This is a genomic window from Streptomyces alkaliterrae (genome assembly GCF_007097205.2).
GTDB classification, from domain to species: Bacteria; Actinomycetota; Actinomycetes; order Streptomycetales; family Streptomycetaceae; genus Streptomyces; species Streptomyces alkaliterrae.
Map to the genome: position 1 here is coordinate 1 of NZ_VJYK02000048.1, position 24,353 is coordinate 24,353.

Below are 24,353 nucleotides of genomic sequence, written 5' to 3' on the forward strand. Positions count from 1 at the left end.
GGTCGGGCGGGGCCCGGCCCCGGTCGGGGAGCGCTTAACCTAGGGTCCGTGCAGCCACACCACGACGTCCAGGGCGCCCCGCTGGCCCCGCTCACCACTCTCCGCCTCGGCGGCCCCGCCGACCGGCTGGTCACGGCGACCACCGACGAGGAGGTCGTCGCGGCCGTCCGCGAGGCCGACGACTCCGGCACGCCGCTGCTGGTCGTCGGCGGCGGCAGCAACCTCGTCGTCGGGGACAAGGGCTTCGCCGGCACCGCCCTGCGGATCGACACCACCGGTTTCACGCTCGACGGCACCGCGCTGGAGCTGGCGGCCGGCGAGAACTGGTCCGACGCCGTCGCCCGGACCGTCGAGGCCGGGCTGGCCGGCGTCGAGTGCCTGGCCGGCATCCCCGGCTCCGCCGGCGCGACCCCGATCCAGAACGTGGGCGCCTACGGCCAGGAGGTCGCCGCCACGATCACCGAGGTCACCGCCTACGACCGGGTCGAGCGGCGCACGGCGGTGATCCCCGCCGAGGAGTGCGGCTTCTCCTACCGGCACAGCCGCTTCAAGGCCGACCCCGACCGCTACGTGGTGCTGCGCGTCCGCTTCGACCTCCAGGACGCGGGCGGGCTGTCCGCACCGCTGGCCTACGCGGAGACGGCCCGGGCGCTGGGCGTCGAGGTCGGCGACCGGGTGCCGCTCGCGCGCGCCCGTGAGACCGTGCTGAAGCTGCGCGCCGGGAAGGGCATGGTGCTCGACCCGGAGGACCACGACACCTGGTCCGCCGGCTCCTTCTTCACCAACCCCGTGCTCACCGAGGCCGAGTACCGGGACTTCCTGGCCCGCGTCGCCGAGCGGTTCGGCGAGTCGGCGCCGGTGCCGCCGGCCTGGCCCGCCGGGCAGGACCGGGTGAAGACCTCGGCCGCCTGGCTCATCGACAAGGCCGGCTTCACCAAGGGCTACGGCGCCGGCCGCGCGCGCATCTCCTCCAAGCACACGCTCGCGCTCACCAACCGGGGCGGCGCCACCACCGAGGAACTGCTGGCACTCGCCCGCGAGGTGCGGGACGGGGTCGCCGAGGCGTTCGGCGTCCGCCTGGTCAACGAGCCGGTGACGGTGGGCTGCGCGCTCTGACACCGCCGCGCGGGAGCGGCGGCACGCCGCGCCGGGGGGAGCTGCCCTGCCGCCCCCCCCCGGCGACGCTCGCGTCGGGGAGCGGCGTACCGCTTCGCCGTGCGGGTCGGGTGTGCCGCGTCCGCTACCGGCTGCGGCCGGCCGGCGTCGCGGCGTCGGCGGACGACTCCCTGTCGGAGAGCGTTCCAGCGACCCCACGTGCCTCCGCGTCGTCAGGAGCGCCCGCGTCGGCGGCCAGCCAGGCGTCGACGTCGGCGAGGAGTTCGTCCAGCAGCGGGCGCGGCATCCGCGCCGCCCGCAGCGACTGCCGGGCCAGCTCCGCCAGCTCCTCGTCCGTGAACGCGTGGTGCTCGCGGGCCAGCTCGTACTGCGCGGCGAGCCGGGAGCCGAACAGCAGCGGGTCGTCGGCGCCCAGCGCCATCCGCACGCCGGCGTCCCACAGCACGCGCAGCGGCACGTCCTCCTGCTTCTCGTAGACGCCGAGCGCCACGTTGGAGGCCGGGCAGACCTCGCACGTCACGTCCGAGTCGGCGAGCCTGGCCAGCAGCGCCGGGTCCTCGGCGGCGCGCACGCCGTGCCCCACCCGGCCGGCGCCCAGGTCGTCCAGGCAGTCCCGCACGCTGAACGGCCCGGCGAGCTCACCGCCGTGCGGGGCGGCGAGCAGCCCGCCGTCCCGGGCGATGGCGAAGGCCCGGTCGAAGTCCCTGGCGAAGCCGCGCCGCTCGTCGTTGGAGAGGCCGAAGCCGATGACGCCCCGGTCGCGGTAGCGCACGGCGAGCCGGGCGAGGGTGCGCGCGTCCAGCGGGTGCTTCATGCGGTTGGCCGCGACGAGCACCCTGATGGGCAGCCCGGTGTCCCGCGTCGCGCGGTCGACGGCGTCGAGGATGACCTCGAGCGCGGGGATCAGCCCGCCCAGCCGGGGCGCGTAGGACGTCGGGTCGACCTGGATCTCCAGCCAGCGGCCGCCGTCCCGCAGGTCCTCCTCGGCGGCCTCCCGCACGAGCCGCTGGATGTCCTCGGGCTCACGTAGGCAGGAACGTGCCATGTCGTACAGCCGCTGGAAGCGGAACCAGCCGCGTTCGTCGGTGGCGCGCAGCTTGGGCGGTTCGCCGCCCTGGAGCGCCTCGGGCAGGTGCACGCCGTACTTGTCCGCCAGCTCCAGCAGGGTCTCCGGGCGCATCGAGCCGGTGAAGTGCAGGTGGAGGTGGGCCTTGGGGAGCGTCCGGAGGTCGCGGACGGCGGTACGGGTCTCGACTGGGTGCTGCGTGGGGTAGTGCCGCATTCCCAGATCCTGCCGTACACACGACACGCCCGGAAGTCGCTTTTCCCAAAGCGCACGTCGGCACACGTCGAACGGATGGCCGCTCGAAAGGCCGTCCCATGCCCCGAACGGCCTCGGGCGTCCCGGAAGGACTCCGGGACGCCCGACGGCGGGGTGCTGTGGAAGCGGCGCTCAGTCGCGCGCCTCGGCCAGCAGCTTCTGGATGCGGCCGACGCCCTCGACCAGGTCGTCGTCGCCCAGCGCGTAGGACAGCCGCAGGTAGCCGGGGGTGCCGAAGGCCTCGCCCGGTACGACGGCGACCTCGACCTCCTCCAGGATCAGCTCGGCCAGCTCGACCGAGCTCCGCGGCCGGCGGCCCCGGATCTCCTTGCCGAGCAGCGGCTTCACGGACGGGTACGCGTAGAACGCGCCCTCCGGCTCCGGGCACTCGACGCCGTTGATCTCGTTGAGCATGCGCACGATCGTGCGACGCCGGCGGTCGAACGCCTCGCGCATCGTCGCGACGGCCTCCAGGTCACCGGAGACGGCGGCCAGCGCGGCGGCCTGCGCGACGTTGCTCACGTTGGAGGTGGCGTGCGACTGGAGGTTCGTGGCGGCCTTCACGACGTCCTTCGGGCCGATGACCCAGCCCACCCGCCAGCCGGTCATCGCGTACGTCTTGGCAACGCCGTTCACCACGATGCAGCGGTCCGCGACCTCCGGGACGACCACCGGCAGGGAGTGGAACTCCGCCTCGCCGTACACCAGGTGCTCGTAGATCTCGTCGGTCAGCACCCACAGGCCGTGCTCGGCGGCCCAGCGGCCCACCGCCTCGACCTGCGCCTTGCTGTAGACCGCACCGGTCGGGTTCGACGGGGAGACGAAGAGCACGACCTTGGTGCGCTCGGTGCGCGCCGCCTCCAGCTGCTCGACGGAGACCCGGTAGCCGGTGGTCTCGTCGGCGACGACCGGCACCGGCACGCCGCCGGCCAGCCGGATGGACTCCGGGTAGGTGGTCCAGTACGGCGCGGGCACGATGACCTCGTCGCCCGGGTCGAGGATGGCCGCGAAGGCCTCGTAGATGGCCTGCTTGCCGCCGTTGGTGACCAGCACGTTCGCCGGCTCCACGGCCCAGCCGGAGTCACGCAGCGTCTTGGCGGCGATGGCCTCCTTCAGCTCGGGCAGGCCGCCGGCGGGCGTGTAGCGGTGGAAGCGCGGGTCGCGGCAGGCCTGCACCGCGGCCTCGACGATGTAGTCCGGCGTGGGGAAGTCGGGCTCGCCGGCGCCGAAGCCGATGACCGGCCGGCCGGCGGCCTTCAGCGCCTTCGCCTTGGCGTCGACCGCGAGCGTGGCCGACTCCGAGATCGAGCCGACCCGGGCCGACACGCGGCGCTCGGTTGGGGACTGTGCGGGAGGAGTAGCAGCACTCATAGCGCCAATCGTCGCAGACGCGGCCCCGGCCCGGTACGGCCGTTCCGCGCCACGGACACGGCCGTCCGGGAGTCGGGACGCACCCGTCGAACGGCCGCCCGGAAGCGACCGGCGCCGGTACCTGTTCGACGCCCGGCCCCGGAGCACGTACACTCATCCGTCGTTGGCCCTCGTCACCGCGAGGCACGCCGCACACACCGTGTGGGCGTTTCCATGCGGTAGGTTGGGGGAGCAGCACAAAGGGTCGTAGCTCAATTGGTAGAGCACTGGTCTCCAAAACCAGCGGTTGGGGGTTCAAGTCCCTCCGGCCCTGCTCACGCACTCGTCGATCACGACGTGGATGCGTGCATGCGTACGTACTGAGATTGCACCGCCGTGCGGCAGGGCCGGACGCTGCACGGCCATGACCCGGATCAGGTGAGGACGAGTGGCGGAGATCACGGACACTCCCGAGGTCCCCGAGCCCGGGCGTTCCTCTGAGGACAAGAAGCCGCGTCGCGGCGGCAAGCGCGGCAAGAAGGGCCCGCTGGCCCGGCTCGCGCTGTTCTACCGACAGATCGTCGCGGAGCTCCGCAAGGTCGTTTGGCCGACCCGCCACCAGCTCACGACGTACACGATCGTCGTGATCATCTTCGTTCTCATCGTCATCGGCCTGGTGTTCGTGATTGACTATGGATTCGGAGAGGCCGTCAAGTTCGTCTTCGGCTGATCCGTCCGCGGGGCGCCGTCAGCGGCGCGGAATACCCGTACGTTCCACCCCCATAAAGCCAGGAAGAAGCAGCTAACGTGTCTGACCCGAACCTGAACGACGTCGCCGAGCCCGTCGAGCCCGCCAAGGGTGACGACGCCGCGCTCGCTGGTGTCGACGCGGCGTCCGAGAGGGACGACGCGGAGCAGGCCGAAGCTGCCGGCGCCGCCGAGCCGGCCGGGCAGGACGTCGTGGCTGACGAGGCTGACGAGACCGCCGCGGTTGACGACGACGCCGAGACCGCGGCCGCCGCCGAGGTCGAGGAGACCGCCGCCGAGTCCGAGGAGACCTCGGAGGCCTCCGAGGAGGCCGAGGAGGCCGAGGAGGAGGCCGAGCCGGTCGACCCGGTCGAGGCTCTCCGCGACGAGCTGCGCACCCTCCCCGGCGAGTGGTACGTCATCCACACCTACGCGGGCTACGAGAACCGCGTGAAGACCAACCTCGAGCAGCGCGCCGTCTCGCTCAACGTCGAGGACTACATCTTCCAGGCCGAGGTGCCGCAGGAGGAGGTCGTCCAGATCAAGAACGGCGACCGCCGCACGGTCCGCCAGAACAAGCTCCCCAGCTACGTCCTGGTGCGCATGGACCTCACCAACGAGTCCTGGGGCGTCGTCCGCAACACCCCCGGCGTCACCGGCTTCGTCGGCAACGCCTACGACCCCTACCCGCTGACGCTGGACGAGGTCGTGAAGATGCTCGCCCCGGAGGCGGAGGAGAAGGCCGCCCGCGAGGCCGCCGAAGCCGAGGGCAAGCCGGCGCCGAGCCGCAAGGTCGAGGTCCAGGTGCTGGACTTCGAGGTCGGCGACTCGGTCACCGTCACCGACGGCCCCTTCGCCACCCTCCAGGCGACGATCAACGAGATCAACGCCGACTCCAAGAAGGTCAAGGGCCTGGTGGAGATCTTCGGCCGCGAGACCCCGGTCGAGCTGAGCTTCGACCAGATCCAGAAGAACTGATCTTCGTAGGCACCGAAAAGCGCCCCTGACCTGCTGGTTCACAGCAAGGCAGGGGCGCTTTCATGCCCTGTGGGCCGTCGCTGGGCCGTCAGGGCGCCGCCGGGCCGCATCCGAGCACCGCGTCAACGGCGCTCCGGGTCCGCTCACGGCTGCTCGGCATGAGGTGCGCGTACACCCGCAGGGTCAGCGACGGGTCGGCGTGTCCGAGGTAGTCACTGACTGCCCGGATGCTCTCTCCCGCGTCCAGCAGCACCGACGCGTAGAAGTGGCGGAGCGCGTGCATGCCGTGCTCGCGGGCGCTGGCGTACCGCTCACCGGGCTTCCGCTCCGGGATGACCCCGGCCGCCGCGAGGGCGGGCTTCCACGAGTAGGTGTTGAAGTCGTTGCGGCGTATGGCCCCACCCTCCAGGCCGGTGAAGAGAAGCCGCGCGGTCACCATGGGGCCGTCCGGCTTCTTCCACGGGAGGGTGACCGCCGTCGGCGGGTGGCGGTCGCTGTGCTCCTGGAGGGTGGCAGCTACGGAAGCGGGGAGGGGAACGTCTCTCTCCTTGTCGCACTTGGGCGGGGCGAACACCGGCTTCCCGTTGATGAGCTTGACCTGGCGGACGACGTGAACGGTGTCGGTGCCGTAGTCCACACCGTCCACGCCGAGCCCGAAGATCTCCCCCTGCCGCATGCCGCACCCGGCGCCCAGGTCCACCATCGGGCGGAACAGCTCGGCGAGCGCGGCCCGCACGGCGAAGACCCGTTCCGGCAACCACGGGATGACCCGCTTGGCGTCGGCCGACGGCGCCCGTACCGACTGGGCGTCGCAGGGGTTCCGCGCCAGGTACCCGTCGTCCACGGCGGCGGAGAGCACCGCACGAACGTTCCCGTAGATCACGTAGGCGTGAGAACCAGGCACCCCGGCGTTCTCCAGCTCCCGCAGCCAGGCCCGAATGTGCGCCGGTTGGAACGAGCCGAGGGGGCGGGTCCCCAGGTAGGGGAGTGCGTGAAGCCGCAAGCGCCGCTCAACCGCGTCCCGCGTCACCAGGTCGGTGGTCTGGGCGGCGGCCCACTTCTCGGCGTACTGCTGGAAGGTGGTCCGGCTGGTCTTGGGGTCGATGTACTGGCCGCGCGACATGTCGGCCTCGATCGCGGAGAGCCACTGTTCGGCGAGTCGCTTCTGTCGGTCGGGGAAGCTCTTGGACTTCTCCGACCCGTCGGGGCCGACGTAGCGGGCGCGATAGCGCATGCCGGTGCCGTACCGGTCGGTCTTGACCTTGCGCGTCTCGCCATCGTCACCGACATCGATCTTGTACCAGCGGTCTTGGACGTGCCCGGCCATCAGGCGGCCTCAGCGATCTGTTCGGCGACCCAGGCGCGCACGTCTTCGGGGTCGTAGCGCAGGTGGCGGCCGACGCGGAAGCCGGTGGGGCCGGTGCGCTTGCGGCGCCACTGGTAGACGGTTTCGACCGGCACGCCCAGGAGGTCGGCGAGGTCGACCGGGGTCAGGTAGCGCTCAGGGAGACTGCGAGCCATGGTCACCACTCCTGTTCGGTGTCGGCGTTGCGGAGTTCGCGGGCGATCTCGCGGTTGTGGTTGAGGTCGTCGCGGATGCGTGCGGCGACCCATGACTCACCAGGGGTGTGGCCGTGTCCGGCGTAGGACCAGTGCGCGAGGACCAGCGTGGAACCCTCCTGGTCGTCAGGGTCAGGCAGGCCGAGTTCGCGACGTTCCTGGGCGGCCCGGTAGTCGGCTCGTGCCTGGCGGAGTGCGCCGAGGGTGGTGGAGTAGGTGCGGGACTTGGTGGAGAAGTGGCCTCGGAAGCCGAGCATGTGTGCCCACGCCCACAACCGGCGGTCCGGGAAGGCGTCGTCGAGGTCGCGGCAGGCGCGGATGAGGCGGCGGGTGTGGTCGGGCAGGTCCGGAACCTTGTCCAGCTCCGCCATCTCCCCGATCCGCCGATCCAGCGTGCCGGTGGTTTCAGCGGCCTTGGTGGCGTACTTGGCCACGTAGGAGGCCACCGCCTGATCGTTCAGCTCCGCATCCCCACCGGCCCCGGTGACCGGCCGCACATCCACCTGCCGCCCCCACCGCAACTCCCGAACCGGCTGACCATCACGGCCAGGAAGAACCAGCAAGACGCGGGCGGCGGCGGCCCGGATCGCATCGTCCAGGAGGGTGACCGTGGCCCAGGCCGGGGGCGGGGAGTCCGGCCCGGAAGGTCCGTCGAGGCGGACGATCGCGTGGAAGTGGATCGCGCCTCGGCGTTGGAACTCGGCGACCTTCCCGAACGACACCCGGCCGGTTTCGCGGAGTTCGCGTTGGGTGATGCCGGCACGCGAGGCGACCTCGCGGAAGAGGTAGATGGTGAAGCGGCGCCACAGGTCCCCGGCGTGGTTGTTCCACAGCACCGCCGACGCGTAGTCATACCTGTCCGGGTCGATGGCCGTCCCCAGCACCGGGGCGTTCTCCGGGTGCCGGGTGCCGCAAGCACAGACCCCAGTGGAGGGCCGGTTGTGAACCGCACCGAACGACGGGGCGGTGAGGGTGGCGAACACCTTCGGGTGCGTCCGCACCGTCCGGGCCACGCCTTTGTTCGGATCACCGGTGAGTCCGGCGCGGATGAGGTGGTAGGTGTCTCCGGCGTAGGTCCAGGCGCAGGACGGGCAGCGTGAGGCACGACGATTCCCGCACGCCACCCGCAACCGACCACCAGGCTCGCTGTCGGTCGAGTAGGAGTGCAGCACGTCCCCGGTTCGGGCATCCCGCGTCACGGTCGTGCCGGTGAGGTGGATGGGGTCGGCGCAGCCGCCAGCGCGTTTGATCTGTTCTTGCCAGCGGTCGAAGCATGGAGAGTTCGCCACCCGCAGCAGGTCACTCAACGTGATGTGGTCCAGACCGGCTGGGAGAGCGGGAGGTGTGGTGGTCACGCGGCCACCCCCAGGACCGCCGGGGCGGCGGGGGAGCTGTCCGGGAAGCCGAACGACGGGTCACCGGGGCAGATGACCTCACCGTCGTGGGTCAGCACCTCCAGCCCGTCCACGTCTACCCGAGTCCAGGACGGGAACCGTCCCGCGCAGCCAGGGCACGGGGGCCGCCCGGCGTCAGCGTCGACCCACGACCACGAGAAGGCAGGCAGCGACTTCACGCGGCCACCTCCACGCAGGAGGCGCCGACCTCCGCCGACAGCGCGGCGATGTACTGGTTGAGCCGGGTGTGACCCTTGGGGCTGATCTTCGGCGTCTGGTTCTGGCCGTACTCCATGAGCCCGGAGCCGAAGCAGTGGACGCAGAAGATGTTGATCGGGTCAGCCTCACCGGCGAAGCCAGAACCGGCACACCGGTCACAGTCCCCCCACGGCCGGGAAGTCAGGAAGAACAAGCACTCGGCCGGATCGGCACACACGCGCTCGGTGCAGACCGGGCAAGAACGCTGGAGTGCAACGCGCACGGCAGGACGAACAGCAGGCATGATGGAACCCCCTCCATGGGGACTCAAGGAAGCGGCGCATCTGCTTGGCGGTAGGGGCGCCGCTTCCGCGTATGTCTGAGAGCCGCCTAGCCGGAGGCGCGGCGGCAGCTCTATAGTGTTCTAGAGCAGGTGCCAGCGTCAAGAGCTGTACTAGAGCACTTTAGATCGGAGGGGAGTCATGGTTGAGAGCCCGCGCGCGCTTGCTCCGTACAAGCGCATCGCAGCCGAGATCAGGGCGCGGATCGACAGCGGGGAACTCCAGCCGGGCGACCGCATTCCGTCGGTTCGAGAGATCATCCGCAGTGAGGGCGTTTCGACTGCAACAGCGACTCGCGTCGCAGCGGTGCTTCGGGCCGACGGGTACGCGGAGTCAGTACCTGGGGTCGGGACCGTCGTAGTCAAGCCCCGCAAGCTGACGACCGGGCCGGACCGGTTGACGATCATGCGAGCCACGGGCACTGGGTTCCGGGAAGGCGAGCGCACCGAGATTCTTGGCGCCGAACGTGTGGCGGCAGCCCCGCGCGTGGCGGACGCTCTGGGGTTGGAAGAGGGGGCGTCGGTGGTTCAGCGGAGGCGGATCTACTACGACGGGACGGGGGTGGTGACTCTCTCGACGTCTTGGCTCGCAGTCGAGCTTGCCGAGGCTGCGCCTGAGCTTCTGGAGGCCGCCCCCTTGCCCAAGATGACCTTCGGGCTCATCGAGGAGCGCACCGGAAGAAGGGCTGTTCGACGCAGGGACGTGGTGGCCGTACGCCCGGTCCCGGAAGATCTCGCGGAGCGGCTGGAGATGAGCGCTGGAACGTTGACGCTCACCATGGCCAACACCTACTGGGATCAGCACGGCAACGTGACGGAGTATGCGGAGGACTTCCTGGGGGCCGGGCGGGAGCTGGCCGCTGAATACGACCTCCAGTAGGGCTGTTACAGGTTTCTCTACCTCATCAAGACCGGCTGCGCTCCGCTTCGCCGGGCGCGCTCCCGGCTCCCGCTCGCGCTCTGCTCCTGCCTCCGGCCCGCGCCGCGCGGCGTCCGCCGACGCGCGCCCACACACAAGCGCCCGATCTCTAGCGGTGAAACCAACCGGCCCCAACGGGCGCGACCGCACACCATGACGCCCCGTTCCTCATACGCACCGACCGACGCGCACCCCGGCACACATGCGACAGGCGGAGTCGCGATCCGCGGTGCACCTCCTGCGTCGGCGCGATGCGGGCCGTTCTGCGTCCCGGCCGGGGCCGAAGGAGTCTTTACCTTCTGCTGCTCGGCGGGGACCCCTCCCGGAGCAAGAAGAAGGGGGCAGTGGGACCAAAAGCGCGGTGGGGAGCCTGCGGCCCCACTTTGCTTGATCAAGCGTATGCCCCCTTCTTCATGCTCCGGCCCCACCGACCAGCAGAAGGTAAACACTCCTCCAACCCCTCGAACCGTTGCCGGCCGCCGGGCCGTCCGTGGGCCGTGCGAGGGCGACGAATGTTGACCAACGACACCTATCAGCAGCGGGTCGGCTGGCCTTGCGCCGCTGGTCAGGCGGATGTTTGCGCAGTTGCCGTCACGGCGTAATCAGTCCCAGAAGAACTGACGCGGCGCACGCGCGAGCCGCGTGCCCACCGCCTCCGAACGCCCCCGCCCTCGGCGGGGGCGTTCGCCGTTCCCTCCTCCCGCACATGCCTGCCTCGCTACGCTGGTCCCATGCCCACCAGGGACGAGCTGCGCGCGATGGTCGGCCAGATCCCGGAGGAGGATCTGCAGGCTGCGGCAGTGCGCTGCCGCGCCTTCCTGGCATCGCTTCGCGCCCTCCCCGGCCCCAGCGGCGCCGGCCGTCCGGCGTTTATCGGAATGGGCAGGTCAGGCGGTTGTGGCGAGGCGGATGAGGGTGCCGGGCCAGGACTCGGAACTGGGCTCTGACCTGCTGGTTTTCTGTCGTGGGGTGGGAGGGGCTATCGTTGTGCGGTATGCCTGTATCCGGGTGAACCTCTTCGGGGGCGGCGGATCGCAGAGCAGACAACCAACACTCTCACTCAAGACCCGGAGAGAGCATGCCTCCCAAGAAGAAGAAGGTCACGGGGCTGATCAAGCTCCAGATCCAGGCCGGTGCCGCCAACCCGGCTCCGCCGGTCGGCCCCGCGCTGGGCCAGCACGGCGTGAACATCATGGAGTTCTGCAAGGCCTACAACGCCGCGACCGAGTCGCAGCGTGGCTGGGTGATCCCGGTGGAGATCACGGTCTACGAGGACCGTTCCTTCACCTTCATCACCAAGACGCCGCCGGCCGCGAAGATGATCCTCAAGGCCGCAGGCGTGGAGAAGGGCTCCGGCGAGCCGCACGTCAACAAGGTCGCGAAGATCACCCGCGAGCAGGTGCGTGAGATCGCCACCACGAAGATGCCCGACCTCAACGCGAACGACCTGGACGCCGCCGAGAAGATCATCGCCGGCACCGCGCGTTCCATGGGCGTCACCGTCGAGGGCTGATCCCAGCACTCTCGGGCCCTTCGGGCCTGGATCCACCACCGTGGCAGGGCCAAGCGCTGGCCCGCACCACGAACTCCGCATCCACCGGGCGGCACGACCGCCGGGTGAACATCCGTCAGGAGCAGCAGTGAAGCGCAGCAAGAACTTCCGCAGCGCGGACGCCAAGATCGACCGCACGCGGCTCTACGCGCCGCTTGAGGCCGTGCGTCTCGCCAAGGAGACCTCCTCGAGCAAGTTCGACGCGACCGTCGAGGTCGCCATGCGTCTGGGCGTCGACCCGCGCAAGGCCGACCAGATGGTCCGCGGCACCGTGAACCTTCCGCACGGCACCGGTAAGACCGCCCGGGTCCTGGTCTTCGCGACCGGTGACCGTGCCGCGGCCGCGGAGGCCGCCGGCGCCGACATCGTCGGCGCGGACGAGCTCATCGACGAGGTCGCCAAGGGCCGTCTGGACTTCGACGCCGTCGTCGCCACCCCGGACCTGATGGGCAAGGTCGGCCGCCTGGGCCGCGTGCTCGGTCCGCGTGGTCTGATGCCGAACCCGAAGACCGGCACGGTCACCCCCGACGTGGCCAAGGCCGTCACCGAGATCAAGGGCGGCAAGATCGAGTTCCGCGTCGACAAGCACGCCAACCTGCACTTCATCATCGGCAAGTCCTCGTTCGACGAGAAGCAGCTGGTGGAGAACTACGGCGCGGCGCTTGAGGAGATCCTGCGGCTGAAGCCGTCGGCGGCCAAGGGCCGGTACATCAAGAAGGCCACCATCACCACCACGATGGGCCCCGGTGTCCCGCTCGACGCCAACCGCACCCGCAACCTCCTCGTCGCGGACGAGACCGTCTGAGTCTCCCGCTGACGTCCCGTCCGTCGGCCCCGCCTCCTTCTGAAGGAGGCGGGGCCGACGGCGTTCGCTCGTGCGACGGTTCCGGTGTCGGAGCCCTGCGGTACCTTGATTCGAAGGTTCGACGTGAAACATGGCGACGCCGCTGGGCGGGCCAGGGGGGATCGGTAATGAGGCTCACACGCACGGCGGCGTTCGGCGCCGCGGGGCTGGCCACGGCGCTGCTGCTGACGGCGTGCGGCGGCGACGACAAGGCGGCGGACAAGCCGGCGGAGAAGTCGGGCAACAAGTCCGCGGCGTCCGGCGGCGCGTCGGGTGAGGTCGCCCAGGTGATGCAGGCCGTCGCGAAGAGGACGACCGAGGCCGGTTCGGCGAAGGTCTCGATGACGATGAAGATGCCGGGCGCCATGGGCGGCTCGATGGAGATGTCCGGCGTGATGGGCTGGGGCCCGCTGGCCATGGACCTCACGATGAAGACGGACGAGCAGGCCCGTGCCGCCGACTCGGACATGCCGGCCACCAGCCGGATGCTGTGGGTGGACAACGCGCTCTACATCAAGCTCGACGAGTCGGCCGCCGACGACATGGACGGCAAGCGCTGGATGAAGCTGGACATGAACGCCGCGCTGGAGGGCGCCGACGCCACACAGCGGCAGTCCGCGTCCAACGGCCTGGACAACATGAACAACCAGGACCCGGCCAAGCAGGTGGCCCTGCTGCTCTCCTCGCCGAACGTGAAGCACGTCGGGGAGGAGAAGGTCGACGGCGTCACGGCGCAGCGCTACAAGGGCACGCTGACGGTCGAGGAGGCCATGGAGGCGAACGACTCCCTGGAGTTCCTGGACAAGACCGAGCGCAAGCAGCTCGTGGACAACATGAAGCAGTCCGGCATCAAGGACTACAAGATCGACCTGTGGGTGAACAAGGACGAGCTGCCGGTCCGCATCGACACCAGGACGAACACCCCGCAGGGGCCGGTGGAGGTCAGCCAGCGGCTGAGCGACTACGGCACGAAGGTCGGCGTGAAGGCGCCGCCGGCGGACGAGGTGTTCGACTTCCTGGAGATGATGAAGGAGTTGGAGAGGGCCGGGGCCGGCGCCTGAGCCGACCTGAGGCCGACGTGACCCCGCCGGGTCTGCCCGCCGAGTGTGAGAGGCGGCCCGGCGGGGAATACCTCCCTGATTTGCTCCCGCGAGAGCGAGCCTCTACTCTGTCGGGGTAGCCGAAGACCGCTGGTCGTCGCTGCGTGCCCTCGGGCGCGGAGTGGCCGAAGGCTCCGCATCAGGCGGACGGCCCGTGCAGGTGAACGAGGAGAACAGCTCCCGCCGGAGGAATCCGGTCGGTCGAGCCCACGCCCCGTGCGCCTGCGCCGGGGCGTTTGTCGTGTGCGGTGGCCGACTGCGGCGTCCTCACGCGCCCGATCCGGGCGGTCCGGCTCGCGCAGGACCGATCGAGAGGTCGGTTTGAGACCATCACCCGGAAGGAGGCCAGGCCCATGGCGACGCCCGACAAGGTCGCAGCTGTGGCGGAGATGACGGACAAGTTCCGCAACTCCAACGCCACTGTGGTCACCGCGTACACCGGGCTTTCCGTGGCTCAGCTCAAGCAGCTGCGCCGCTCGCTCGGTGGTAACGCTCAGTACCGTGTGGTGAAGAACACGCTGACCAAGATCGCGGCCAACGAGGCCGGGGTCACCGCGCTCGACGAGTTCCTGACGGGCTCGACGGCTGTCGCCTTTGTCACCGGTGATCCGGTCGAGGCGGCGAAGGGTCTTCGTGACTTCGCCAAGGAGAACCCCGCTCTCGTCATCAAGGGCGGTGTCCTTGACGGCAAGGCGCTGTCCGCCGACGAAGTGAAGAAGCTCGCGGACCTCGAGTCCCGCGAGGTGCTGCTCGCCAAGCTGGCCGGTGGCATGAAGGCGTCCATGGCCAAGGCCGCGGCGACCTTCCAGGCCCCGCTCACGAAGTTCGTCCGCACCGCGGACGCGCTTCGCGACAAGGTCGAGCAGGGCGGTGCCGGTACGCCGGCTCCCGCCGAGGCTGCCGAGTAGTCGACCGGGTCTTCCGACTCAGCCGAGGAACCTCGCAGTCCAGCGGGCCCGTACGCCCGCCGAAATGTACATCCGGCACCAGCCGATCAGTGAAAGGACCGCCACCATGGCGAAGCTCAGCCAGGACGAGCTGCTCGCGCAGTTCGAGGAGATGACCCTCATCGAGCTCTCCGAGTTCGTGAAGAAGTTCGAGGAGAAGTTCGACGTCGAGGCCGCCGCCCCGGCCGCCGCCGTCATCGCCGCCCCGGGTCAGGGTGGCGGCGCTGCCGCCGCCGAGGAGGAGAAGGACGAGTTCGACGTCGTCCTCACCGGCGCCGGCGACAAGAAGATCCAGGTCATCAAGGTCGTGCGCGAGCTGACCTCCCTCGGCCTGAAGGAGGCCAAGGACCTGGTGGACAACACCCCGAAGCCGGTCCTGGAGAAGGTCAACAAGGAGGCCGCGGACAAGGCCAAGGAGTCCCTCGAGGGCGCCGGCGCCTCCGTCGAGGTCAAGTGACCCGCATCCTGACTCGCAGGGGTCCCGGACGGCTGTATCCGTACGCCGCCTGACCCTCGTCGTCCGCCTCGTGCGGACGGTGGAGTACCGAAGGGCGATCACCCGTTGGGGTGGTCGCCCTTCGGCGTACTCCGGTGTTCGTGTGACGTTTTGCCTGACCCTCGGGGTCCGGGGGTAGGGTGATCTTCGACGGTTTCCGGCCGGTGGTCCGGTGGCGCTCGAGACGACTCCGCCGGAGTGGGCCTCTTGACGAAAGAGTCGCGGCACGCGATTCTCAGACCGCTGCTCGGCGACGTTCGCGAGGCGGCCCGAGCGTACGTCGGTGGCGGTTGGCGGCGCGAAGGCGGCCGGCGACACGGCCGCTGAGCAGGGAAGCTCGCAATGATCCGCGGTCCGATGCATGGATCGGGGACGATGTGGGAAGTCTTGCGGCAGACACCATCGGATGTCGTGGGGCGTGCCGGGCCAGGAGCCGGTGCTCCCGGGGCGTCGCGAGGGTGCCTGGGAAGCGCTTGACGGGCCCGGAGGGGCCCCGGCAGGCGAGGCCGAACAACGAGGGAGAGGATCCCTCCCGGAGGGAGAGAGAGGCACTGCGCCGATCTCCGGATATCCGCTCTGGACATCAGTGTGCCTTGTGGCTACACTGACCCTTTGCGCTGCCTGTTAGCTGCTCCCTGTCCGTCACCAGGGGCACCGGTATGCGCGTAGTGAGTCCGAGCCCTCGGAAGGACCCCCTCTTGGCCGCCTCGCGCAACGCCTCGACCGTCAATTCGAACAACGGCGCCAGCACCGCCCCATTGCGTATCTCTTTTGCGAAGATCCGGGAGCCCCTCGAGGTTCCCAACCTTCTCGCGCTCCAGACCGAGAGCTTCGACTGGCTCCTCGGGAACGACGCCTGGAAGGGCCGCGTCGAGGCCGCGCTGGACCGCGGTGAGGACGTCCCCACCAAGTCCGGTCTGGAGGAGATCTTCGAAGAGATCTCCCCGATCGAGGACTTCTCGGGGTCGATGTCCCTGACCTTCCGGGACCACCGCTTCGAGCCGCCGAAGAACTCGATCGACGAGTGCAAGGAGCGGGACTTCACCTACGCCGCTCCGCTGTTCGTCACCGCCGAGTTCACCAACAACGAGACCGGTGAGATCAAGTCCCAGACGGTCTTCATGGGCGACTTCCCGCTCATGACCAACAAGGGCACCTTCGTGATCAACGGCACCGAGCGTGTCGTGGTCTCGCAGCTCGTCCGCTCGCCCGGCGTCTACTTCGACAGCTCCGTCGACAAGACGTCCGACAAGGACATCTTCTCCGCCAAGGTCATCCCCTCGCGTGGTGCCTGGCTGGAGCTGGAGATCGACAAGCGCGACATGGTCGGTGTCCGCATCGACCGCAAGCGCAAGCAGTCGGTCACGGTCCTGCTGAAGGCCCTCGGCTGGACGACGGACCAGATCCTGGAGGAGTTCGGCGAGTACGAGTCGATGCGCGCCACCCTGGAGAAGGACCACACCCAGGGCCAGGACGACGCGCTGCTCGACATCTACCGGAAGCTGCGTCCGGGCGAGCCGCCGACCAAGGAGGCCGCGCAGACGCTTCTGGAGAACCTCTACTTCAACCCGAAGCGCTACGACCTGGCGAAGGTCGGCCGGTACAAGATCAACAAGAAGCTCGGCGGCGACGAGCCGCTGGACTCCGGCGTGCTCACCACCGCCGACGTCATCGCCACGATCAAGTACCTGGTGAAGCTGCACGCGGGTGAGACCGAGGCGGTCAGCGCCGAAGGCGACCAGATCGTCGTCGAGACCGACGACATCGACCACTTCGGCAACCGCCGCCTGCGCAACGTCGGCGAGCTGATCCAGAACCAGGTCCGCACGGGTCTGGCGCGTATGGAGCGGGTCGTCCGCGAGCGGATGACCACGCAGGACGTCGAGGCGATCACGCCGCAGACGTTGATCAACATCCGGCCGGTCGTCGCCTCCATCAAGGAGTTCTTCGGCACCAGCCAGCTGTCCCAGTTCATGGACCAGACCAACCCGATCTCGGGTCTGACCCACAAGCGCCGCCTGTCGGCGCTGGGTCCGGGCGGTCTCTCCCGTGAGCGGGCCGGCTTCGAGGTCCGTGACGTCCACCCGTCGCACTACGGCCGCATGTGCCCGATCGAGACGCCGGAAGGCCCGAACATCGGTCTGATCGGCTCGCTCGCCTCCTACGGCCGGGTCAACGCCTTCGGCTTCGTCGAGACCCCGTACCGCAAGGTCGTCGAGGGTGTCGTCACCGACAAGGTCGACTACCTCACCGCCGACGAGGAGGACCGCTTCGTCATCGCGCAGGCCAACGCGCCGCTCGCCGACGACATGCGGTTCGCCGAGGACCGCGTGCTGGTCCGCCGCCGTGGCGGCGAGGTCGACTACATCCCGGGCGACGACGTCGACTACATGGACGTCTCGCCGCGCCAGATGGTGTCGGTCGCCACGGCCATGATCCCCTTCCTCGAGCACGACGACGCCAACCGCGCGCTCATGGGATCGAACATGATGCGCCAGGCCGTGCCGCTGATCAAGGCGGAGTCCCCGCTGGTCGGCACCGGCATGGAGTACCGCGCCGCGGTCGACGCGGGCGACGTCATCAAGGCCGAGAAGGACGGCGTGGTCCAGGAGGTCTCCGCGGACTACGTCACCGTCGCCAACGACGACGGCACGTACACGACCTACCGCGTCTCCAAGTTCCACCGCTCCAACCAGGGCACCTCCTTCAACCAGAAGGTGATCGTGGACGAGGGCGCCCGGGTCGTGGAGGGCCAGGTCCTGGCCGACGGCCCGTCCACGGAGGACGGCGAGCTGGCGGTCGGCAAGAACCTGCTCGTCGCGTTCATGCCGTGGGAGGGCTACAACTACGAGGACGCGATCATCCTCTCCCAGCGTCTGGTGCAGGACGACGTCCTCTCCTCGATCCACATCGAGGAGCACGAGGTCGACGCCCGTGACACCAAGCTGGGTCCGGAGGAGATCACCCGGGACATCCCGAACGTCTCCGAGGAGGTCCTGGCCGACCTCGACGAGCGCGGCATCATCCGCATCGGCGCCGAGGTCGAGGCCGGGGACATCCTGGTCGGCAAGGTCACCCCGAAGGGTGAGACGGAGCTGACCCCCGAGGAGCGCCTGCTGCGCGCGATCTTCGGCGAGAAGGCCCGTGAGGTCCGTGACACCTCGCTGAAGGTGCCGCACGGCGAGACCGGCAAGGTCATCGGCGTCCGCATCTTCGACCGCGAGGAGGGCGACGAGCTGCCGCCGGGCGTGAACCAGCTGGTCCGCGTCTACGTCGCGCAGAAGCGCAAGATCACCGACGGTGACAAGCTCGCCGGCCGCCACGGCAACAAGGGTGTCATCTCCAAGATCCTCCCGGTCGAGGACATGCCCTTCCTGGAGGACGGCACCCCGGTCGACGTCATCCTCAACCCGCTCGGTGTGCCGTCCCGGATGAACCCGGGACAGGTGCTCGAGATCCACCTCGGCTGGCTGGCCTCCCAGGGCTGGAAGGTCGAGGGCGGCGAGGAGTGGATGGAGCGCCTGAAGGCCATCGGCGCCGACGAGGTCGCCCCGCGCACCAACGTCGCCACCCCGGTGTTCGACGGTGCCCGCGAGGACGAGCTGGCCGGTCTCTTCGAGCACGCCCTGCCGAACCGCGACGGCGACCGCCTGGTCCTTCCGTCCGGCAAGGCGCGGCTCCTCGACGGCCGCTCCGGCGAGCCGTTCCCGGACCCGATCTCGATCGGGTACATGTACATCCTGAAGCTGCACCACCTGGTCGACGACAAGCTGCACGCCCGCTCGACCGGCCCGTACTCGATGATCACCCAGCAGCCGCTCGGTGGTAAGGCGCAGTTCGGTGGTCAGCGCTTCGGTGAGATGGAGGTGTGGGCGCTTGAGGCATACGGCGCCGCGTACGCGCTCCAGGAGCTCCTGACGATCAAGTCCGACGACGTCACCGGCCGTGTGAAGGTCTACGAGGCGATCGTCAAGGGCGAGAACATCCCCGAGCCGGGCATCCCCGAGTCCTTCAAGGTGCTCATCAAGGAGATGCAGTCGCTCTGCCTGAACGTGGAGGTGCTGTCCTCGGACGGCATGTCCATCGAGATGCGTGACACCGACGAGGACGTCTTCCGCGCGGCGGAAGAGCTCGGTATCGACCTGTCCCGGCGCGAGCCGAGCAGCGTCGAAGAGGTCTGACGGGCTGGCCGGGGATTCACCCGAAGCGGTGAATCCCCGGCTCCCCCGGACCCCCGTTCAGACCACTGTTTGACACGACCCTGAGAGGGATTGACGAGAGTGCTCGACGTCAACTTCTTCGACGAGCTGCGGATCGGCCTGGCCACCGCTGACGACATTCGTCAGTGGTCCCACGGCGAGGTCAAGAAGCCGGAGACCATCAACTACCGCACCCTGAAGCCGGAAAAGGACGGGCTCTTCTGCGAGAAGATCTTCGGTCCGACCCGGGACTGGGAGTGCTACTGCGGCAAGTACAAGCGCGTCCGCTTCAAGGGCATCATCTGTGAGCGCTGCGGCGTCGAGGTGACCCGCGCCAAGGTGCGCCGTGAGCGGATGGGCCACATCGAGCTGGCCGCTCCCGTGACCCACATCTGGTACTTCAAGGGCGTTCCGTCCCGGCTGGGCTACCTGCTGGACCTCGCCCCGAAGGACCTCGAGAAGGTCATCTACTTCGCCGCGTACATGATCACGTACGTGGACGAGGAGCGCCGTACGCGCGACCTGCCGTCGCTGGAGGCCCACGTCTCCGTCGAGCGCCAGCAGATCGAGCAGCGCCGTGACGCCGACCTCGAGGCGCGCGCCAAGAAGCAGGAGTCCGACCTCGCCGAGCTCGAGGCCGAGGGCGCCAAGGCCGACGTGCGCCGCAAGGTGCGCGAGGGCGCCGAGCGCGAGATGAAGCAGCTCCGCGACCGCGCCCAGCGCGAGATCGACCGCCTCGACGAGGTGTGGAACCGCTTCAAGAGCCTGAAGGTCCAGGACCTCGAGGGCGACGAGCTGCTCTACCGCGAGCTGCGCGACCGCTTCGGCACCTACTTCGACGGTTCGATGGGCGCCGCCGCGCTGCAGAAGCGCCTGGAGACCTTCGACCTCGACGAGGAGGCCGAGCGCCTCCGCGAGATCATCCGGACGGGCAAGGGCCAGAAGAAGACCCGTGCGCTCAAGCGCCTCAAGGTCGTCTCCGCCTTCCTGCAGACCCGCAACAGCCCCAAGGGCATGGTGCTGGACTGCGTCCCGGTGATCCCGCCGGACCTGCGTCCGATGGTCCAGCTCGACGGTGGCCGCTTCGCCACCTCCGACCTGAACGACCTGTACCGCCGGGTCATCAACCGGAACAACCGCCTCAAGCGTCTGCTCGACCTCGGCGCGCCCGAGATCATCGTGAACAACGAGAAGCGGATGCTCCAGGAGGCCGTCGACGCGCTGTTCGACAACGGCCGCCGCGGCCGTCCGGTCACCGGCCCGGGCAACCGCCCGCTGAAGTCCCTCAGCGACATGCTGAAGGGCAAGCAGGGCCGGTTCCGGCAGAACCTGCTCGGTAAGCGTGTCGACTACTCGGCGCGTTCCGTCATCGTCGTCGGCCCGCAGCTCAAGCTGCACCAGTGCGGTCTGCCGAAGGCCATGGCGCTGGAGCTGTTCAAGCCGTTCGTGATGAAGCGCCTGGTGGACCTCAACCACGCGCAGAACATCAAGTCCGCCAAGCGTATGGTCGAGCGCCAGCGCACGGTGGTGTACGACGTGCTCGAAGAGGTCATCTCCGAGCACCCGGTGCTGCTGAACCGTGCGCCGACGCTGCACCGCCTGGGCATCCAGGCCTTCGAGCCGCAGCTGGTCGAGGGCAAGGCCATCCAGATCCACCCGCTCGTGTGCACCGCGTTCAACGCGGACTTCGACGGTGACCAGATGGCCGTCCACCTGCCGCTGTCGGCGGAGGCGCAGGCCGAGGCCCGCATCCTGATGCTGTCCTCGAACAACATCCTCAAGCCGGCCGACGGCCGTCCGGTCACCATGCCGACGCAGGACATGGTGCTCGGGCTGTTCTTCCTCACCACCGACGAGGAGGAGCGGGAGGTCAAGGGCGAGGGCCGGGCCTTCGCCTCGACCGCCGAGGCGATCATGGCGTTCGACGCCGGCGAGCTGTCACTGCAGGCGAAGGTCGACATCGCCTTCCCCGTCGGCACCGTGCCGCCGCGTGGCTGGGAGCGCCCGGTCACCGAGGAGGGCGAGGCCGACTGGCAGCCGGGCAACGGCTTCCGCCTGCGGACGACCCTGGGCCGCGCGCTCTTCAACGAGCTGCTGCCCGAGGACTACCCGTTCATCGACTACACCATCGGCAAGAAGCAGCTCTCCGCGATCGTCAACGACCTCGCCGAGCGCTACCCGAAGGTCGCGGTCGCCGCGACGCTGGACAACCTCAAGGCGGCGGGCTTCTACTGGGCCACCCGCTCCGGCGTCACGGTCGCCTTCTCGGACATCGTCGGCCCGCCCGAGAAGCCGGCCATCCTGGCCGACTACGAGGGTCAGGCGCAGAAGATCCAGAAGCAGTACGAGCGCGGTCTGATCACTCGGGACGAGCGCAACCAGGAGATGGTCGTCGTCTGGAACAAGGCGACCAACGAGGTCACCGAGGCGATGCAGGCGCACTTCCCGCGCACCAACTCGATCTTCATGATGATCGACTCCGGTGCCCGAGGAAACATGATGCAGCTGCGCCAGATCGCCGGTATCCGCGGTCTGGTGTCGAACGCGAAGAACGAGACCATCCCGCGTCCGATCAAGGCGTCCTACCGGGACGGCCTGTCGGTGCTGGAGTACTTCATCGCCACCCACGGTGCGCGTAAGGGTCTCGCCGACACCGCGCTGCGTACCGCCGACTCGGGTTACCTGACCCGTCGTCTGGTGGACGTCTCGCAGGACGTGATCATCCGCGAGGAGGACTGCGGTACCGAGCGCGGCCTCAAGCTGGAGATCGCCTCCAAGGCGGCCGACGGCACGCTGCGCAAGGCGGAGGACGCCGAGACCAGCGTGTACGCGCGCTGCCTCGCCGAGGAGATCGTCGTCGACGGCAAGGTGCTGGCCCCGGCCGGCACCGACCTGGGCGACGTGCTGATCGACGAGCTGGTCCGCCACGGTGTCTCCACCGTCAAGACCCGCTCGGTCCTCACCTGCGAGTCCGCGGTCGGCACCTGCGCCATGTGCTACGGCCGCTCGCTGGCCACCGGCAAGCTGGTCGACATCGGTGAGGCGGTCGGCATCATCGCCGCCCAGTCCATCGGTGAGCCCGGCACCCAGCTGACGATGCGTACCTTCCACACCGGTGGTGTGGCCGGTGACGACATCACCCAGGGTCTGCCGCGTGTCGTCGAGCTCTTCGAGGCCCGTACGCCCAAGGGCGTCGCGCCGATCTCCGAGGTCGCGGGCCGCGCCCGGATCGAGGAGACGGAGAAGACCAAGAAGGTCGTCATCACCCCGGACAACGGTGCCGAGGAGATCGCCTACGGCGTCTCCAAGCGCGCCCGTCTGCTGGTGCACGAGGGCGACCACGTCGAGGTCGGCGAGGCGCTGACCGTCGGTGCGATCAACCCGCACGACGTGCTGCGCATCCTGGGTCAGCGGGCCGTCCAGGTCCACCTGGTCCAGGAAGTGCAGAAGGTCTACAACTCGCAGGGTGTGGCCATCCACGACAAGCACATCGAGATCATCATCCGGCAGATGCTGCGCCGGGTGACGATCATCGAGTCCGGCGACGCGGAGCTGCTGCCGGGCGAGCTGGTCGAGCGCTCGAAGTTCGAGAGCGAGAACCGTCGTGTGGTGCAGACCGGCGGCCACCCGGCCTCCGGCCGTCCGCAGCTGATGGGTATCACCAAGGCCTCGCTCGCCACCGAGTCGTGGCTGTCGGCGGCGTCCTTCCAGGAGACGACCAAGGTGCTCACCGACGCGGCGATCAACGCCAAGTCGGACTCCCTGATCGGCCTCAAGGAGAACGTCATCATCGGTAAGCTCATCCCGGCCGGTACGGGCCTGTCCCGCTACCGGAACATCCGGGTCGAGCCGACCGAGGAGGCCAAGGCCGCGATGTACTCGGCCGTCGGCTACGACGACATCGACTACTCGCCGTTCGGCACCGGCTCCGGCCAGGCCGTTCCGCTGGAGGACTACGACTACGGTCCGTACAACCAGTGACGGTGTGACGCGTGAACGCGGGGCGGCTTCCCTTCGAGGGAAGCCGCCCCGCGGCGTTTGTCAGCGCGGGGGGACGAGATACGGCTGGAGGCGGTGCAGGCGCTCCTCGTACTCCGGGTGCGTGGACAGCAGACTCTCCATCGGGCCCGGCTCCGGCAGCCGCATACCGCGTGCCGCCGCCTGCTGCTGGGCGACGGCCTTGTCATGCTGCTCGGTCGCCCGCATGTGCCGCAGCACCTCCGCCAGCATCGGCGCGAAGCCGAGCGCGGCCGCCTGCTCGTCGGCGCGCAGCTCCGAGCGGCGCCCCACCGCGGCCAGCAGGTACGGCACCACCAGCACGAGCAGCGGCAGCCCGTAGAAGCTGCTAACCGTCGCGAACGCCAGGAAGGCGAGCGGGACGAGTACGAACACCACGCCCAGGCAGGCCAGGAACGACGGCAGCTTGAACATCCCGGCGGCGATCAGCCGCAGCACCCGCCACGCCGTCTTCCCGGGCAGCGCGTACCAGTAGCCGAGCAGCGACGACCAGGCGTGCCCGCCGACGTGATGGCCCAACTCGTGCGCGAGCACGGCCGCGAGCTGCGCGGACGGCAGTCGGGACAGCGCGAACCGGGTCACGCCGACGATGTGGCCCGCGGCGGCGACCGCGTTCAGGTCGTGGTCGTTGTCCTCCACCCACAGCTCGTAGTTGCGGCCCTCCACACCGGCCCGGATGGTCACCTCCCGCCACACCGGTTCCAGCCGGGCGTGCTCCTCCGGCGTCGGTCTGCGCAGCTTCAGCAGGCGGCGGGCGATGATCCCCTCGGTCGGCCGGTGGAAGACCAGGAGCCCGCTGAGCAGCCAGAGCACGAGCAGGACCAGGCCGAAGCCGCCGAAGAGGGCCGCGATCAGGCCCACCACCAGCAGGCTGCACAGGAAGTTCGGCACGTAGAGCAGGAGGCCGCCGATCGCGGTGGCGTCGGTGCGGCGCTGCCGGTCGGAGACGACGGCCCGCCGCTGCTCGAACTCCACCTCGTGCGGGTGCGGCTCGGCCGGCTGGGCGGGGCCGGGCGGCTGCGGGCCGGCCATCGGGTGGCCGGGCACGGGCGGCCGGCCGGGCTGTGCCGGCAGTGCGGCCGCACCGGCGTTCGGGACGGGCGGCAGTCCGTCCGCCCCGGGCACGGGCTCGGCCCGGTACCCGGCGGCCCCACAGGGCTGCCCGGGATACGGGACCTGCCCGGCGGGGTAGGGCGGCCGGCCGGGCGTCGGGGCCTGGCCAGGAGGCGGAGCCTGGCCAGGAGGTGGAGCCTGGCCGGGCGTCGGGGCCTGGCC

17 protein-coding genes and 1 tRNA gene are annotated in these 24,353 nt (G+C 69.5%); 12 read left to right on the forward strand and 6 right to left on the reverse strand.

The features are described 5' to 3' along the window. Positions 1 to 48 precede the first annotated feature (48 nt). Positions 49 to 1,116 (forward strand): UDP-N-acetylmuramate dehydrogenase, encoded by a 1,068-nt coding sequence (locus FNX44_RS06865; protein ID WP_143647080.1) that lies wholly within the window; start codon positions 49 to 51, stop codon positions 1,114 to 1,116. A gap of 124 nt (positions 1,117 to 1,240) precedes the next feature. On the opposite strand, the gene FNX44_RS06870 is transcribed toward FNX44_RS06865, so the two are convergent. Together FNX44_RS06870 and FNX44_RS06875 are read right to left on the reverse strand one after the other, a co-directional pair. Next, positions 1,241 to 2,398, reverse strand: coding sequence for an adenosine deaminase (locus tag FNX44_RS06870; RefSeq protein ID WP_143647081.1), 1,158 nt, complete (start codon positions 2,396 to 2,398; stop codon positions 1,241 to 1,243). Between the two features lie 171 nt (positions 2,399 to 2,569). Beyond that, entirely contained in the window at positions 2,570 to 3,808 is a 1,239-nt protein-coding gene (locus tag FNX44_RS06875; RefSeq protein WP_143647082.1) for a pyridoxal phosphate-dependent aminotransferase, read from the reverse strand. A 240-nt stretch (positions 3,809 to 4,048) separates the two neighbouring features. On the opposite strand from FNX44_RS06875, the gene FNX44_RS06880 reads away from it, so the two are divergent. The 3 genes from FNX44_RS06880 to nusG all read left to right on the forward strand — a co-directional run bounded on the left by FNX44_RS06880 (position 4,049) and on the right by nusG (position 5,512). Continuing rightward, positions 4,049 to 4,121: transfer RNA gene (locus FNX44_RS06880), tRNA-Trp, on the forward strand. A 114-nt stretch (positions 4,122 to 4,235) separates the two neighbouring features. Then, the gene (gene secE, locus FNX44_RS28820; protein WP_143647083.1) at positions 4,236 to 4,517 is read left to right on the forward strand and encodes a preprotein translocase subunit SecE; all 282 of its coding nucleotides are present in this window, start codon (positions 4,236 to 4,238) and stop codon (positions 4,515 to 4,517) included. Positions 4,518 to 4,594: 77 nt separating this feature from the next. Then, positions 4,595 to 5,512, forward strand: a complete 918-nt coding sequence (gene nusG, locus FNX44_RS06890; RefSeq protein WP_143647084.1) for a transcription termination/antitermination protein NusG — start codon at positions 4,595 to 4,597, stop codon at positions 5,510 to 5,512. A gap of 88 nt (positions 5,513 to 5,600) precedes the next feature. On the opposite strand, the gene FNX44_RS06895 is transcribed toward nusG, so the two are convergent. The 3 genes from FNX44_RS06895 to repSA are packed head-to-tail and all read right to left on the reverse strand — an operon-like array spanning position 5,601 to position 8,427. Next, positions 5,601 to 6,839, reverse strand: a complete 1,239-nt coding sequence (locus FNX44_RS06895) for a tyrosine-type recombinase/integrase (RefSeq protein WP_143647085.1) — start codon at positions 6,837 to 6,839, stop codon at positions 5,601 to 5,603. After that, entirely contained in the window at positions 6,839 to 7,033 is a 195-nt protein-coding gene (locus FNX44_RS06900; protein WP_143647086.1) for a helix-turn-helix transcriptional regulator, read from the reverse strand. The genes FNX44_RS06895 and FNX44_RS06900 overlap by 1 nt, the downstream gene beginning before the upstream one ends. A gap of 2 nt (positions 7,034 to 7,035) precedes the next feature. Then, positions 7,036 to 8,427, reverse strand: coding sequence for a replication initiator protein RepSA (repSA, locus tag FNX44_RS06905; RefSeq protein WP_323369100.1), 1,392 nt, complete (start codon positions 8,425 to 8,427; stop codon positions 7,036 to 7,038). Positions 8,428 to 9,146: 719 nt separating this feature from the next. On the opposite strand from repSA, the gene FNX44_RS06910 reads away from it, so the two are divergent. The 8 genes from FNX44_RS06910 to FNX44_RS06945 all read left to right on the forward strand — a co-directional run bounded on the left by FNX44_RS06910 (position 9,147) and on the right by FNX44_RS06945 (position 23,042). Next, a complete protein-coding gene (locus FNX44_RS06910; protein ID WP_143647087.1) occupies positions 9,147 to 9,884 on the forward strand; it encodes a GntR family transcriptional regulator in 738 nt (245 codons plus the stop codon). Positions 9,885 to 11,001: 1,117 nt separating this feature from the next. Continuing rightward, positions 11,002 to 11,436, forward strand: coding sequence for a 50S ribosomal protein L11 (gene rplK, locus FNX44_RS06915; protein WP_143647088.1), 435 nt, complete (start codon positions 11,002 to 11,004; stop codon positions 11,434 to 11,436). A gap of 127 nt (positions 11,437 to 11,563) precedes the next feature. Next, positions 11,564 to 12,280 carry a 50S ribosomal protein L1 gene (rplA, locus tag FNX44_RS06920; protein ID WP_143647089.1) on the forward strand — a complete coding sequence of 239 codons (717 nt, stop codon included), beginning with the start codon at positions 11,564 to 11,566 and terminating at the stop codon, positions 12,278 to 12,280. Positions 12,281 to 12,447: 167 nt separating this feature from the next. Further along, the gene (locus tag FNX44_RS06925) at positions 12,448 to 13,380 is read left to right on the forward strand and encodes an SCO4651 family lipoprotein (protein ID WP_143647090.1); all 933 of its coding nucleotides are present in this window, start codon (positions 12,448 to 12,450) and stop codon (positions 13,378 to 13,380) included. Between the two features lie 392 nt (positions 13,381 to 13,772). Next, positions 13,773 to 14,327 (forward strand): 50S ribosomal protein L10, encoded by a 555-nt coding sequence (rplJ, locus tag FNX44_RS06930; protein ID WP_143647091.1) that lies wholly within the window; start codon positions 13,773 to 13,775, stop codon positions 14,325 to 14,327. Positions 14,328 to 14,433: 106 nt separating this feature from the next. Further along, complete coding sequence (gene rplL, locus FNX44_RS06935; RefSeq protein ID WP_143647092.1) at positions 14,434 to 14,823, forward strand: 50S ribosomal protein L7/L12; 390 nt, start codon at positions 14,434 to 14,436, stop codon at positions 14,821 to 14,823. A 737-nt stretch (positions 14,824 to 15,560) separates the two neighbouring features. Further along, complete coding sequence (gene rpoB, locus FNX44_RS06940) at positions 15,561 to 19,043, forward strand: DNA-directed RNA polymerase subunit beta (protein WP_143647093.1); 3,483 nt, start codon at positions 15,561 to 15,563, stop codon at positions 19,041 to 19,043. Positions 19,044 to 19,142: 99 nt separating this feature from the next. After that, on the forward strand, positions 19,143 to 23,042 hold the full coding sequence (locus tag FNX44_RS06945; RefSeq protein ID WP_143647094.1) for a DNA-directed RNA polymerase subunit beta': 3,900 nt from the start codon (positions 19,143 to 19,145) through the stop codon (positions 23,040 to 23,042). Between the two features lie 60 nt (positions 23,043 to 23,102). Here FNX44_RS06945 and FNX44_RS06950 read toward each other — a convergent pair. Further along, positions 23,103 to 24,353, reverse strand: a 1,251-nt coding sequence (locus FNX44_RS06950; protein WP_438948026.1) for a M48 family metalloprotease, incomplete at its 5' end; no start/stop codon positions are given.

Excerpts from the sequence above, each read along its gene's own strand:
- FNX44_RS06870 (WP_143647081.1), bottom strand. The coding sequence starts at position 2,398 with ATGCGGCACTACCCCACGCAGCACCCAGTCGAGACCCGTACCGCCGTC.
- FNX44_RS06875 (WP_143647082.1), bottom strand. The coding sequence starts at position 3,808 with ATGAGTGCTGCTACTCCTCCCGCACAGTCCCCAACCGAGCGCCGCGTG.
- FNX44_RS06895 (WP_143647085.1), bottom strand. The coding sequence starts at position 6,839 with ATGGCCGGGCACGTCCAAGACCGCTGGTACAAGATCGATGTCGGTGAC.
- FNX44_RS06900 (WP_143647086.1), bottom strand. The coding sequence starts at position 7,033 with ATGGCTCGCAGTCTCCCTGAGCGCTACCTGACCCCGGTCGACCTCGCC.
- FNX44_RS06910 (WP_143647087.1), top strand. The coding sequence starts at position 9,147 with ATGGTTGAGAGCCCGCGCGCGCTTGCTCCGTACAAGCGCATCGCAGCC.
- rplK (WP_143647088.1), top strand. The coding sequence starts at position 11,002 with ATGCCTCCCAAGAAGAAGAAGGTCACGGGGCTGATCAAGCTCCAGATC.
- FNX44_RS06925 (WP_143647090.1), top strand. The coding sequence starts at position 12,448 with ATGAGGCTCACACGCACGGCGGCGTTCGGCGCCGCGGGGCTGGCCACG.
- rplJ (WP_143647091.1), top strand. The coding sequence starts at position 13,773 with ATGGCGACGCCCGACAAGGTCGCAGCTGTGGCGGAGATGACGGACAAG.
- rplL (WP_143647092.1), top strand. The coding sequence starts at position 14,434 with ATGGCGAAGCTCAGCCAGGACGAGCTGCTCGCGCAGTTCGAGGAGATG.